The sequence below is a fragment of the Aeromonas taiwanensis genome (assembly GCF_000820165.1).
In the GTDB taxonomy this organism is placed as follows: Bacteria; Pseudomonadota; Gammaproteobacteria; order Enterobacterales; family Aeromonadaceae; genus Aeromonas; species Aeromonas taiwanensis.
The window spans coordinates 81,056-93,685 of the sequence record NZ_CDDD01000008.1 but is presented as its reverse complement, the minus strand read 5'-3'; the positions used below and the strand labels follow the sequence as shown (position 1 = coordinate 93,685).

General features: G+C 61.3%; 8 protein-coding genes. 5 read left to right on the top strand and 3 right to left on the bottom strand.

The window, feature by feature from the left end; all coding sequences use genetic code 11:
• The first annotated feature begins 97 nt into the window (after nt 1-97).
• Together BN1136_RS01455 and BN1136_RS01450 are read left to right on the top strand one after the other, a co-directional pair.
• A complete protein-coding gene (locus tag BN1136_RS01455; RefSeq protein ID WP_042077319.1) occupies nt 98-838 on the top strand; it encodes a YebC/PmpR family DNA-binding transcriptional regulator in 741 nt (246 codons plus the stop codon).
• 308 nt (nt 839-1,146) lie between these two features.
• On the top strand, nt 1,147-2,772 hold the full coding sequence (locus BN1136_RS01450) for a phosphoethanolamine transferase (protein ID WP_043761845.1): 1,626 nt from the start codon (nt 1,147-1,149) through the stop codon (nt 2,770-2,772).
• A gap of 71 nt (nt 2,773-2,843) precedes the next feature.
• On the opposite strand, the gene nagC is transcribed toward BN1136_RS01450, so the two are convergent.
• Genes nagC through nagB form a run of 3 tightly spaced genes read right to left on the bottom strand, consistent with a single transcriptional unit; the run spans nt 2,844 to nt 6,018 of the window.
• On the bottom strand, nt 2,844-4,058 hold the full coding sequence (gene nagC, locus BN1136_RS01445) for a DNA-binding transcriptional regulator NagC (RefSeq protein WP_043761844.1): 1,215 nt from the start codon (nt 4,056-4,058) through the stop codon (nt 2,844-2,846).
• A 4-nt stretch (nt 4,059-4,062) separates the two neighbouring features.
• Nucleotides 4,063-5,208 carry an N-acetylglucosamine-6-phosphate deacetylase gene (gene nagA / locus BN1136_RS01440; RefSeq protein ID WP_043761843.1) on the bottom strand — a complete coding sequence of 382 codons (1,146 nt, stop codon included), beginning with the start codon at nt 5,206-5,208 and terminating at the stop codon, nt 4,063-4,065.
• Between the two features lie 9 nt (nt 5,209-5,217).
• A complete protein-coding gene (gene nagB, locus BN1136_RS01435) occupies nt 5,218-6,018 on the bottom strand; it encodes a glucosamine-6-phosphate deaminase (RefSeq protein ID WP_042077325.1) in 801 nt (266 codons plus the stop codon).
• A gap of 271 nt (nt 6,019-6,289) precedes the next feature.
• On the opposite strand from nagB, the gene nagE reads away from it, so the two are divergent.
• From nagE to glnS, 3 genes are all read left to right on the top strand, one after another.
• The gene (gene nagE / locus BN1136_RS01430; RefSeq protein ID WP_043761842.1) at nt 6,290-7,744 is read left to right on the top strand and encodes an N-acetylglucosamine-specific PTS transporter subunit IIBC; all 1,455 of its coding nucleotides are present in this window, start codon (nt 6,290-6,292) and stop codon (nt 7,742-7,744) included.
• A gap of 121 nt (nt 7,745-7,865) precedes the next feature.
• Nucleotides 7,866-10,529 carry a beta-N-acetylhexosaminidase gene (locus tag BN1136_RS01425; RefSeq protein ID WP_043761840.1) on the top strand — a complete coding sequence of 888 codons (2,664 nt, stop codon included), beginning with the start codon at nt 7,866-7,868 and terminating at the stop codon, nt 10,527-10,529.
• A 340-nt stretch (nt 10,530-10,869) separates the two neighbouring features.
• A complete protein-coding gene (gene glnS / locus BN1136_RS01420) occupies nt 10,870-12,531 on the top strand; it encodes a glutamine--tRNA ligase (protein WP_043761839.1) in 1,662 nt (553 codons plus the stop codon).
• Nucleotides 12,532-12,630 lie beyond the last annotated feature (99 nt).

The window sequence follows — 12,630 nt, the reverse complement described above, 5'->3', positions numbered from 1 at the left end:
CAGGCACCGAAGGCCGCAGCAATGCGGCCTTTCCCGTTTCCCCCCGCGCAGTCGCAACCTGTGTTACTGAAATTTCAAACTATAACGGAGAGTCCCTATGGCAGGTCACAGTAAATGGGCCAACATCAAACACCGCAAGGCGGCGCAAGACGCCAAGCGCGGCAAGATCTTCACCAAGCTGATCCGCGAAATCACCACCTCCGCGCGTCTGGGTGATGCCGACCCGGCCAACAACCCGCGCCTGCGTGCCGCGGTGGCCGCCGCCCTGACCAGCAACATGACCCGTGACACCATCAACCGTGCCATCCAGCGTGGCGCCGGCGGTGGTGACGGCGAACAGCTCGAGACCATCGTGTACGAAGGTTACGGCCCAGCCGGTTCCGCCGTCATGGTGGAGTGCCTGACCGACAACCGCAACCGCACCGTGGCCGAAGTGCGTCACGCCTTCAGCAAGTGCGGCGGCAACCTGGGGACCGACGGCTCCGTGGCCTATCTGTTCACCAAGAAGGGCGTATTGACCTTCGTGGGTGCCGATGAAGATGCCCTGATGGACGCCGCCCTGGAAGCGGGTGCCGACGACGTGGTGACCGAAGAAGACGGCACCATCGAGGTGTACACCACCCCGAACGACTTCGGCACCGTGCTGGACGGTCTGGAAGCCGCCGGCTTCAAGCCCGAGAGCGCCGAAGTGACCATGATCGCCTCCACCGAGGCGGAGCTGGATGCGGAGACCGCCCCCAAGCTGATGCGCCTCATCGACATGCTGGAAGATCTGGACGACGTGCAGGAGGTGTACCACAACGGCTCCATCTCCGACGAAGTGGCGGCGACCCTGTAATCCCGCCCTGGAGGGGGCCGCAATGGCGGCATCCCCCTTCGGCGAGGCGGCAACGTCCCTGAGCGTCCACCTCGCAACCCGCACCAACAACGGCAGCCACAGGCTGCCGTTTTTTTATTCGCCAGACTCTGCCTGCTCCCGCTTTTCTGCGCGCCACCTCCCTTAATGTCCGCTTAAGTTTGCCCCTCTAGGATCAGCTTGCATCCTGGCCGCTCCGGTCATCGCTCCACTCGGGAAGAGGGAGGGGATGCGCACAACGGAGCCTCCTTGCAAGGCTTCAGAAATCACTGGTTTGTCGGAGTCTCTCTATGCGTCTCACTCTGGGAGTGATGAAGGTCAATCTGTTGCTGGTGCTGCTCTTTGCACTGCTCTTCAACTGGCCCATTTTTATGCACTTCTACCGTATCCTCACCGCCCTCGAGCATGTGAAGGCGGGGTTCGTGCTCTCCATCCCCTTCGTGTTGATCGCCGCCCTCAACGCGGTCTTTCTGCCGTTCACCTTTCGATACCTGCTCAAGCCCTTCTTTACCCTGTTGATCCTGACCGGCTCGCTGGCCAGCTACGCCATGCTCAAATACGGGGTCATCTTCGACGTGGGCATGGTGCAGAACATCATCGAGACCAACAGCGGGGAAGCGGGCTCCTACCTCAACGGGTCTGTCATGCTCTGGTTCCTGCTGACCGGCGTGCTGCCCGTACTCTGCCTGCTCTGGATCCGCATTGACTACCCGAGCCGCTGGTACAAGGGGCTGGGGCTGCGCCTCGGCGGCATCGCCTGCTCCCTGCTGTTCCTGCTCGGGGTCGGCGCCCTCTACTACCAGGATTACGCCTCGGTCGGGCGCAACAACCACAACATCGTCAAAGAGATCGTGCCCTCCAACTATGTGCGCGGCGTCTATCGCTACTTCCGGGACATCGTCTTCGCCACCCCCATCCCCTATGAGCAGATTGGCACCGATGCCAGGATAGTGGCCAAGAGCGACAAGCCGACCCTGATGTTCCTGGTGGTGGGGGAGACGGCCCGCAGCCAGAACTACTCCCTCAACGGCTACCAGAAGGAAACCAACGGCTTTACCGCGAAGGAGCAGGGCCTCGTCTCCTTCAGGGACGTGCGCTCCTGCGGCACCGCTACCGCGGTCTCGGTGCCCTGCATGTTCTCCAACCTGACCCGTCGCGGCTATGACGAGACCCTGGCCAAGTCCAGGGACGGCCTGCTGGACGTGCTGCAACACGCCGGTGTCTCCGTGCTCTGGAAGGAGAATGACGGCGGCTGCAAGGGGGTGTGCAAGAACGTGCCCACCATCGAGATCGAGCCCAAGGCGTTCCCGCAATATTGCGAGGGGGAAGCCTGCCATGACGAGGTCCTGTTGCAGGGACTGGATGAGCAGATCGCCGGAATGCGGGGCGGGCAGGGCGGCAAGCTGGTGGCCTTCCACCTGATGGGCAGCCACGGTCCGACCTATTATCGCCGCTACCCGGCCGCCGATCGCGCCTTCCTGCCGGACTGCCCGCGCAGCGACATCGAAAACTGCACCAATGAAGAGCTGGTCAACACCTATGACAACACCATCCGCTACACGGACAAGGTGTTGTCCGAGCTCATCGGCAAGCTCAAGACCCTGGAGAAGGAGTACAACGTGGGGTTGATCTACCTCTCCGACCACGGGGAATCCCTCGGGGCCATGGGGCTCTACCTGCACGGCACACCCTACAAGTTCGCGCCGGACGATCAGACCCGGGTGCCGCTCCTGACCTGGTTCTCCCCCCAGCTGCAGGCGGATCGCCAGTTGAACCTGGACTGCCTGCAACAGGAGGCGACCGCCAAGCGCTTCTCCCACGACAACCTGTTCCATTCAATTCTGGGGATCATGGATGTGCAGACCCGGGTGTATGACGGCAAGCTGGATGTGTTCAAACCCTGCCGGGCAGGGTAGTGCGGCAAAAACGCACACAATAAAAAACGGCAGCCAAGAGGCTGCCGTTTTTGTTTCTCAAGGCTTTGGCCCTACTTCTGCTCCATGATGATCTGCAGCAGATCCCCTTCCAGCAGGGAGCGCTTGACCAGGGCGAAGCCGCCGATGGTAGGCTGGTTCTGGAAGCGGGCCTTCACGATGGGCAGGCCACGGTGGAAGCTTGGCAGGGACTGGTGCTCGACGCAGCGGCGGATGGCCGGGATCAGGATCTCCTCGGCGGCGGTGATTTCACCGGCGATCAGCACCTTCTGGGGGTTGAACAGGTTGACCGTGATGGCGATGGCGCGGCCAAGATGTTCCCCCACGTTTTCGATCACGCTGCGGGCCAGCTCGTCGCCGGCCAGGGCCGCCTTGCACACCTCCTGGATGGTGATGTGCTTCTCCTGCAGCGAGCTCAGGTGGCCGCGGCTGATGAGCTCCTTCACCTTGTCGACGATGGCCTCGTTGGAGGCGATGGTCTCGAGGCAGCCGAAGTTGCCGCAGTGGCAACGCTTGCCGAGGGGCTCGACCTGGATGTGCCCGATCTCGCCGACGTTGCGGTTCTGGCCGAGGAACACCTTGCCCTTGGTGATGATCCCAGATCCCGTCCCCTGGTGGACGCTCACCAGGATGGAGTCCATGCAGTCGCGGGACTCGCCGAAGAAGTGTTCGGCCAGTGCCAGCGAGCGGGTGTCGTTGCCCACGTAGCAGGGGAGGTTGAAGTGGTGCTCCAGGAGCTTGGCGAGCCCCAGGTTTCGGATCTGGTAGGTGGGGGTGTAGATGACCATGCCGGATTCCGGGTTGACCAGGCCCGGCATGGTGAGCGCGATACTGATGAGGTTGCGGCTGCGATCCTGATTGGCGTCGATGAAGGCGCCAATCTCCCGCAGCAGCATGTCGACCACGGGTTGCTGTTCGATCTCGGTCACCTGGGTGACGTGCTGATCGAGCTCCTTGCCGTCGAGGTCATACAGGGAGAGCTGCAGATAGCCGCGGCCAAGCTTGGCGGAGACAAACTGGAAGCGATGCTTGATGGTGGTCAGGGAGATGGCGCGGCGCCCGCCGGTGGAGGCTTGCGGCGATGTTTCCCTGATCAGCCCATGCTCGATCAGTTGCCGGGTTATCTTGGTCACGCTGGCCGGGGCCAGCTGACTCAACTCGGCAATTTTGACCCGCGAGATGGGGCCCTGCAGGTCGATGAGCCGATAGACGACTGCACTGTTCACCTGCTTGATGAGATCTACGTTTGCTATTTGTCCGCCAGTCATAGTGTCACTGTGTTGTGTAGTGTCCGTTAACCACGGTCCCGCAGACCGTGAAGGCCTGATCAAAGACGGTGAGGTTGGCAATTTTTCCGACCTGGATACTACCGAGACGTGAGTCCCATCCAATGGCGCGCGCGGGGTAAAGAGTGGCCATTCTCAGTGCTTCGTCGAGCGGCAAACCGACCTGTTTGACCAGATTCTCCACCCCTTCGATCATGGTGAGGGCGGAGCCGCCGAGTGTACCATTCTCGTCGACGCACTGACCATCGCGGAAATAGACGGTTGCGCCGCAAAAATCAAATTTCTCAAAGCCTTCCGGTGCCCCGGCCGCCGCGGTGGCGTCGGTGACCAGCACCAGTTTCTCCCCCAGCATCCGGTGCGCCAGGCGCACGTTGGCCCAGTGCACGTGGTGGCCGTCGACGATGATGCCCGCATAGACATCCTTGCGATCGTAGATGGCGCCGACCACGCCGGGCTCGCGCCCGTTCAGGGTCGGGGTCATGGCGTTGTAGAGGTGGGTCGCAAAGCGCATGCCGTTGTCAAAACCGTCCATGGCCTGGTCGTAGTTGGCGGCGGTGTGGCCGGCACTGACCAGAATGCCGGCCTCCACCAGGCGGCGGATGTGCTCGGGCTTGTTGCGCTCCGGCGCCAGGGTGATCTTGGCGATGGCATCCGCATTGGCGCAGAAGAAGTCGATCATCTCGTCAGCGGGCTGACGGATCTGCTCGGCCGGGTGGATCCCCTTGCGCTTGAGGTTGGTGTAGGGGCCTTCCAGATGCACGCCCAGGACTTCGTTGGGATGCGCCGCCATGTAGTCGCGGGTAACCGACACCGCCTGCTTCATGTCCGCATCCGGGCTGGTGATCAGGGTCGGCAGGAAGCTGGTGGTGCCGGATTTCAGGTTGGCCGCCTGCATGGTGGCCAGGGTCTGGGTGGTGATGTGGCCGTTGAACATGACGCCGCCGCAGCCGTTGAGCTGGACGTCGATGAAGCCGGCGCTGAGGTTGGCGCCCTTAAGGTCAATCCGCTCGAGGTTCGCAGGCAGCTCCGCCTCGCGGGAGATGGCGACAATCTTGTCGCCATCGATGACCACACCATAACCGGTCAGCACGCAGCTGCCGGTGTAGAGAGTGCAATGGGTCAGTGCGTACATGGGGGCTCCTCAGAGGTGCTTGATGTTGTCGGCTTCCAGCTGCTGGAAGTAACGCACCGTCTTGACCTTGAGCTCCATGGTGGAGGGCTCGTCGCACACGACGATGCCTTTCGGGTGCAGCTGCAGGGTGGAGATGGTCCACATGTGGTTGACGCTCCCTTCCACCGTGGCCTGCAGGGCCTGAGCCTTGGCATGACCGATCACCAGGATCAGGATCTCTTCGGCGTCCATCAAGGTTCCCACGCCCACGGTCAGCGCCAGCTTGGGCACCTGCTCCATGTCGCCACCGAAGAAGCGGGAGTTCGCGATGCGGGTGTCCTCGGTCAGGGTCTTGACCCGGGTGCGGGAAGCCAGGGAAGAGGCCGGCTCGTTGAAGGCGATGTGACCGTCATTGCCGACCCCGCCCATGAACAGGTTGATCTTGCCGTAGGACTTGATCTTGTCCTCGTAGCGCTGGCACTCGGCCACCAGATCCGGCGCGTTGCCGTTGAGGATGTTGATGTTTTCCGGGCGGATGTCCACGTGGTTGAAGAAGTTGTTGTACATGAAGCTGTGGTAGCTCTCCGGGTGCTCCTTCGGCAGCCCCACGTACTCGTCCATGTTGAAGGTGACCACGTTCTGGAAGCTCACCTCGCCGGCTTTATGCAGTTCAATCAGGCGCTTGTAGGTATTGAGCGGCGTGCCGCCGGTGGGCAGGCCCAGTACGAAGGGGCGCTCGGCTGTCGGCTTGAACGCATTGATGCGGTCAACGATGTAACGGGCGGACCAGAGACCCACCTGGCTGGCAGACTTCAACGGGATCAGGCGCATTATCTATACCTCTATACGGGTTGCAGCTGTCTATTGACGGCAAGACTAAAAGACACATCTAAGTTGTTTTATAGCGTAAATAAAGATTGCGAACTAAGCCACATCAATCCACTACCTTTATGTCTGATGAGTGATAATGATCACGAATGCGGGTTTATTAATTTGCGCAGCGAAATAAAAGCCCTAGACTGCCAATCAAGCCTTGATGGCTTATGCGTCGAACGTGATAAGCACTTAATTTCTAGAAAATCATCAACTAAGGAGAGGAACCGTGAACATTCTCGGTTATTTGCAAAAGATCGGCCGCGCCCTGATGGTGCCGGTAGCGGTATTGCCTGCCGCCGCGATCCTGATGGGGATTGGCTACTGGATTGACCCGAACGGCTGGGGTGGCGGAAGCCCTCTGGCTGCGTTTCTGATCAAGGCGGGCGCCGCCATCATCGACAGCATGCCCATTCTGTTCGCCGTGGGCGTGGCGTATGGCATGTCCAAGGATAAAGACGGCTCCGCCGCGCTGGCCGGTCTGGTCGGCTTCCTGGTCGTCACCACCCTGCTGAGCCCGGGCGCCGTTGCCCAGATCAAGGGCATCCCGGCCGACCAGGTACCGGCAGCCTTTGCCAAGATCAGCAACCAGTTCGTCGGCATCCTGTGCGGTGTCATCGCCGCCGAGCTGTACAACCGCTTCAGCAGCGTGGAGCTGCACAAGGCACTGGCCTTCTTCTCCGGCCGTCGTCTGGTGCCGATCGTGACCTCCGTGGTGATGATCGTGGTCTCCTTCATCCTGATGGCCGTCTGGCCGGTCATCTACGGTGGCCTGGTGAGCTTCGGTGAATCCATCGTCAGCATGGGCTCCACCGGTGCCGGCATCTACGCCTTCTTCAACCGTCTGCTGATCCCGGTCGGTCTGCACCACGCCCTGAACTCCGTGTTCTGGTTCGACGTGGCCGGCATCAACGACATCCCGAACTTCCTGGGTGGCCAAACCTCCATCGACGCCGGTAAAGCGGTCGTGGGCGTGACCGGCATGTACCAGGCCGGCTTCTTCCCCATCATGATGTTCGGTCTGCCGGGTGCCGCGCTGGCCATCTACCACGCCGCGAAGAAAGAGAACAAAGAGAAGGTTGCGTCCATCATGATCGCCGCCGCCTTTGCCGCCTTCTTCACCGGGGTGACCGAGCCGCTCGAGTTCTCCTTCATGTTCGTGGCGCCGGTGCTGTATGTCATCCACGCCCTGCTGACCGGCCTGTCCGTGTTCATCGCCTCCAGCATGCACTGGATCGCCGGCTTCGGCTTCAGCGCAGGTCTGGTGGATATGGTGCTCTCCAGCCGCAACCCGCTGGCCACCCAGTGGTACATGCTGCTGGTACAGGGCCTGGTGTTCTTCGGCCTCTACTACGTGGTCTTCCGCGCCGTGATCGCCAAGTTCAACCTGAAAACCCCGGGTCGTGAAGACGACGAAGCCGTGCCGGTACAGGCTCAGACCACCGACCGCACCGAGTTGGCCAAGCAATATCTGGAAGTGCTGGGCGGCCAGGAAAACCTGGTGACCATCGATGCCTGCATCACCCGTCTGCGTCTGACCCTGAAAGATCGCAGCATCGTCGACGAGCGCAAGCTCAAAGCCCTGGGCGCGGCCGGTGTGGTCAAGCTCGGTGAGCAGAACCTGCAGGTGATTCTGGGTCCCTTGGCCGAGATCATCGCCGGTGAGATGAAAGCCCTGCGTTAATCGAGCGTGAGCTCACCTCAAGTCTAAGTCCATTGTTGACATAACTAAGGGCCCCGCCTCGGGGCCCCATATAAAAAAAGCCAAGAAAATCCAACCTTTACTTCAAACGAGAGCAGCAGTTATGAACTTCAAACATTCTCTGTTAGCCATTGCCATGTCTACCGTTTGTGCCGCCCAGGTACAGGCAGCCGATGCCGCCAAGCAAGCCGTGGTCGATTCCCTCGCCAGCAACCTCGTCGTCAAGTACGAAGTCGTCACCAATGACGGTGCCGGCGCCGGTCTCGACTGCCAGGCGCTGGGCTCCGAGTGGGCGAGCTGCGGTGTGGCCAAGCTGCACCTGACCAATACCGGTGCCGACGTCACCTCCAAGGACTGGAGCATCTATGTCTCCTCCATCCGCCGCATCCAGCGGGTGGACAACGACCAGTTCACCATCACGCACCTGACCGGCGACCTCTATCGTTTGACGCCGACCGAGAAGTTCCAGGGCTTTGCCAAGGACGCCACGGTCGAGGTGCCCCTGGTGGTGGAATACTGGGTACTCTTTGAATCTGACATCATGCCGAACTGGTACGTCGCCAGCGAAGGGGCCGAGCCGAAAGTGCTGGCCAGCATGAGCAACATCGACGACGCCACCACCTACGAGAAGCCGATGCCGGCCGACGGCTGGAAGCGCACCAAGGATGACAACAACATCCTGATGAACAGCGAGACCCGCTTCGCCGCCAACCAGACCAGCACCCTGCTGCCGGCTGGCAAGATTGACGACCAGATCCTGCCGAGCCCGATGAAGCAGGTGGTGAAAGCCGGCCCCCAGGTCGACTTCTCCACCATCAAGCTCAATGCCCTCGACCTGCCGAGCGACCGCGCCGAGGCCCTGAAGGCGCAATTGACCAAGCTGGGTGTTACCCTCTCCGACACCGGCTACCCGGTCACCATCAAACTCGGCAGCAAGCTCAAGCAGGCCGAAGGCTACGACATGACCATAGGCCAGAAGGGGACCGTCATTCAGGGGCACGACGTTGACGGCGCCTTCTGGGGGGCCCAGTCCCTGATCTCCCTCCTGGGAGTTGACGACAAGCTGGTGAGCCAGATGAGTGTCGAGGATGCCCCGCGCTTCGAATACCGTGGCATGCAGACCGACGTGGCCCGTCACTTCAGAAGCCCGGAAACCATGAAGAAGCTGGTGGACCAGATGTCCGCCATGAAGCTCAACGTGCTGCACCTGGGATTGACCAACGATGAAGGCTGGCGCATCGAGATCCCGGGCCTGCCGGAGCTGACCGACGTCGGCAGCAAACGCTGCCATGATCTGTCCGAGACCCAGTGCCTGCTGCCGCAGCTGGGCTCAGGCCCCACCAGCGACAACATGGGCACCGGCTTCTACAGCAAGGCGGACTACATCGACCTGGTGCGCTATGCCAAGGCCCGCGGCGTGACCGTGATCCCCGAGATCAACATGCCGGCCCACGCCCGTGCCGCCGTGGTCTCCATGGAGGCGCGCTACCAGCGTCTGATGGCAGAGGGCAAAGAGGCTGAGGCCAACCAGTTCCGCCTGACCGACCCAGAAGACACCTCCAACGTCACCTCGGTGCAGTTCTACGACAAGATGTCCTTCATCAACCCCTGCCAGCCGGGCGCCGCCACCTTCGTGGCCAAGGTGATGGACGAAGTGGCCCAGATGCACCAGGCCGCCGGCCAGCCGCTGACCGCCTGGCACTACGGTGGTGACGAGGCGAAGAACATCATGCAGGGTGGTGGTTACCAGGATCCGGCCGTCACCAAGAAAGAAGAACTGGTGGCCTGGAAGGGCAACGTCGACTCCAGCAAGCAGGACAAGCCGTTTGGCAAGTCCCCCATGTGCCAGAAGATGATCGATGAGGGCAAGATCAAGGACGTGGCTGAGCTGCCGGTCCATTTCGCCAAGGAAGTGAGCGAGATGGTCAAGGGCCACGGCTTCTCCACCCTGCAGGCGTGGGAAGATGGACTGAAGTACGCCACGGATGCCAGCGTGTTCGCCACCGACAAGACCCGGGTCAACTTCTGGGAAACCCTCTACTGGGGTGGCTTCAACGAGGCGATGAAGTGGGCGCACAAGGGCTATGACGTGGTGCTCTCCAACCCGGATTACCTCTACTTCGACTTCCCGAACGAGGTACACCCGGCCGAGCGCGGCTACTACTGGGCCACCCGCTTCAACGACACCCGCAAGGTGTTCGCCTTCGCCCCGGAAAACCTGCCGCAGAACGCCGAGACCTCGGTTGACCGCGACGGCAACGCCTTCGTGGCCAAGGGTGACCAGGACCCGGTCAAGTTCAAGGGGATCTCCGGTCAGCAGTGGAGTGAAACCGTGCGCACCGACGCCCAGTACGAGTACATGGTCTACCCGCGCATCTTCTCCGTGGCCGAGCGCGCCTGGCACAAAGGGGGCTTCGAGCTGGACTACGTGAAGGGTCGCGAGTTCTCCGGTGAGACCAAGCACGTGAACAAGGCCACCCTCAACAAGGAGTGGAACCAGTTTGCCAACGTGCTTGGCCAGCGCGTGCTGCCGAAACTCGACCAGGCCGGTGTCGAGTACCGCCTCTCCGTACCGGGTGCCAAGGTGGTGAACGGTGTGCTTGAAGCGAACGTGGATCTGCCGGGCCTGCCCATCCAGTACAGCCTGGATGGCAAGAGCTGGAGCGCCTACGACGCCGCGGCCAAGCCAAGCGTCAACGGCAAGGTCTACCTGCGCACCGTCAGCTTCGATGGCAAGCGCACCAGCCGCGTCACCGAGCTGAACTGATGAGCTCGGGTCATTGACACAGGGCGGGTCGCAAGACCCGCCTTTCCCAAGGGCGATAAGCATCGGGCTTGGGAAAGGTTGACTGTGCATGTGAGCCTTTGTTGTGTGTGTGTTTTGTCTGTTTTTCATCACTTGTTGCCCCGCCTCGTGCGGGGCTTTTTTTGACCCGGATCCCTGCCCGTTTGCCCGCTTCGCCGTTTTTGGTGCGCCAATGCCCCGGATCGGCCAAATTCAGGTTGAGGCAGGGCGCGTAATGAGGGATCATACCCGGCTTGACGGCGGGGGGTTGAGGGTGCCAGCCGGCACAACTTCCGCCAGTGACGCTTTTTTGAGGTGAGCCATGAGTCAGGCGAACAGCCCAACTAACTTTATTCGTCAGATCATTGATGAAGATCTGGCCAGCGGTAAGCACACCCGCGTGCATACCCGTTTTCCGCCGGAGCCGAACGGTTATCTCCATATCGGCCACGCCAAATCCATCTGCCTGAACTTCGGCATCGCCCGTGACTATCAGGGCCAGTGCAACCTGCGCTTCGACGATACCAATCCGGCGAAGGAGGACATCGAGTTCGTGGAGTCCATCAAGCAGGACGTCCAGTGGCTCGGCTTCCAGTGGAGCGGCGAGATCTGCTACTCCTCCGACTATTTCCACAAGCTGCACGGTTACGCCATCGAGCTCATCGAGAAGGGGCTGGCCTATGTGGACGAACTGACCCCGGAGCAGATGCGCGAATACCGTGGCACCCTGACCGCCCCGGGCAAGAACAGCCCGTTCCGCGATCGCAGCGTGGAAGAGAACCTGGCCCTGTTCGCCAAGATGAAGAGCGGCGAGATGGCCGAGGGCAGCGCCTGCCTGCGCGCCAAGATCGACATGGCCTCTCCCTTCATGGTGATGCGCGACCCCGTCATCTATCGCATCAAGTTTGCTCACCACCACCAGACCGGTGACGAGTGGTGCATCTACCCGATGTACGACTTTACCCACTGCATCTCGGACGCCCTGGAGGGGATCACCCACTCCCTGTGCACCCTGGAATTCCAGGACAACCGCCGTCTCTATGACTGGGTGCTGGACAACATCTCCATCGAGTGTCACCCCCGTCAGTACGAGTTCTCCCGTCTGAACCTCGAATACACCGTCATGTCCAAGCGCAAGCTGAACCTGCTGGTGACCGAGGGGCACGTAAGCGGTTGGGACGATCCGCGCATGCTGACCGTCTCCGGGCTGCGCCGCCGCGGCTATACCCCGGCCTCCATCCGCGAGTTCTGCAAGCGCATCGGCGTGACCAAGCAGGACAACATCGTCGAGATGAGCATGCTGGAAGCCTGCATCCGCGACGATCTCAACGAGAACGCGCCGCGCGCCATGGCAGTGCTGCACCCGGTGAAGGTGGTGATCGAGAACCTGGCGGCCGACGAAGTGCTGACCGCGCCGGCGCATCCGAACAAGCCGGAGATGGGCAGCCGCGAGCTTCCCTTCACCCGCGAGATCTTCATCGACGAGGCGGACTTCAAAGAGGAAGCCAACAAGCAGTTCAAGCGTCTGGTACTGGGCAAGGAAGTGCGCCTGCGCAATGCCTATGTCATCAAGGCCGAACGGATCGAGAAGGATGCCGATGGCAAGGTCACCTGCATCTACTGCTCTTACGACGCCGACACCCTGGGCAAGGATCCGGCGGACGGTCGCAAGGTGAAAGGGGTGATCCACTGGGTCAGCGCCACTCACTCCCTGCCGGCCGAAGTGCGTCTCTACGATCGCCTGTTCAAGGTGCCAAACCCGGGTGCCGAAGAGGACTTCGAGGCATCCCTCAACCCCGAGTCCCTGGTGATCATCGCCGGTGCCCGTGTGGAAGCCTCCCTCAAGGACGCCAAGCCGGAGTCTGCCTACCAGTTCGAGCGTGAAGGCTACTTCTGCGCCGACAACAAGCTCTCCAGCCCGGAACACCTGGTGTTCAACCGCACCGTCGCCCTGCGCGACGTCTGGGGCAAGGCCGAAGCCTGATAGACGAAAGGGCAGGGGAGACCCTGCCACTTCTGATCCGGATTACGGACACAAAAAAGCCAGCGTGATGCTGGCTTTTTTATATTGTGCTGACCGGTG

Bases quoted from the DNA above. Each gene is read 5' to 3' on its own strand.
- BN1136_RS01455 (WP_042077319.1), top strand. From the start codon at position 98: ATGGCAGGTCACAGTAAATGGGCCAACATCAAACACCGCAAGGCGGCG.
- BN1136_RS01450 (WP_043761845.1), top strand. From the start codon at position 1,147: ATGCGTCTCACTCTGGGAGTGATGAAGGTCAATCTGTTGCTGGTGCTG.
- nagC (WP_043761844.1), bottom strand. From the start codon at position 4,058: ATGACTGGCGGACAAATAGCAAACGTAGATCTCATCAAGCAGGTGAAC.
- nagA (WP_043761843.1), bottom strand. From the start codon at position 5,208: ATGTACGCACTGACCCATTGCACTCTCTACACCGGCAGCTGCGTGCTG.
- nagB (WP_042077325.1), bottom strand. From the start codon at position 6,018: ATGCGCCTGATCCCGTTGAAGTCTGCCAGCCAGGTGGGTCTCTGGTCC.
- BN1136_RS01425 (WP_043761840.1), top strand. From the start codon at position 7,866: ATGAACTTCAAACATTCTCTGTTAGCCATTGCCATGTCTACCGTTTGT.
- glnS (WP_043761839.1), top strand. From the start codon at position 10,870: ATGAGTCAGGCGAACAGCCCAACTAACTTTATTCGTCAGATCATTGAT.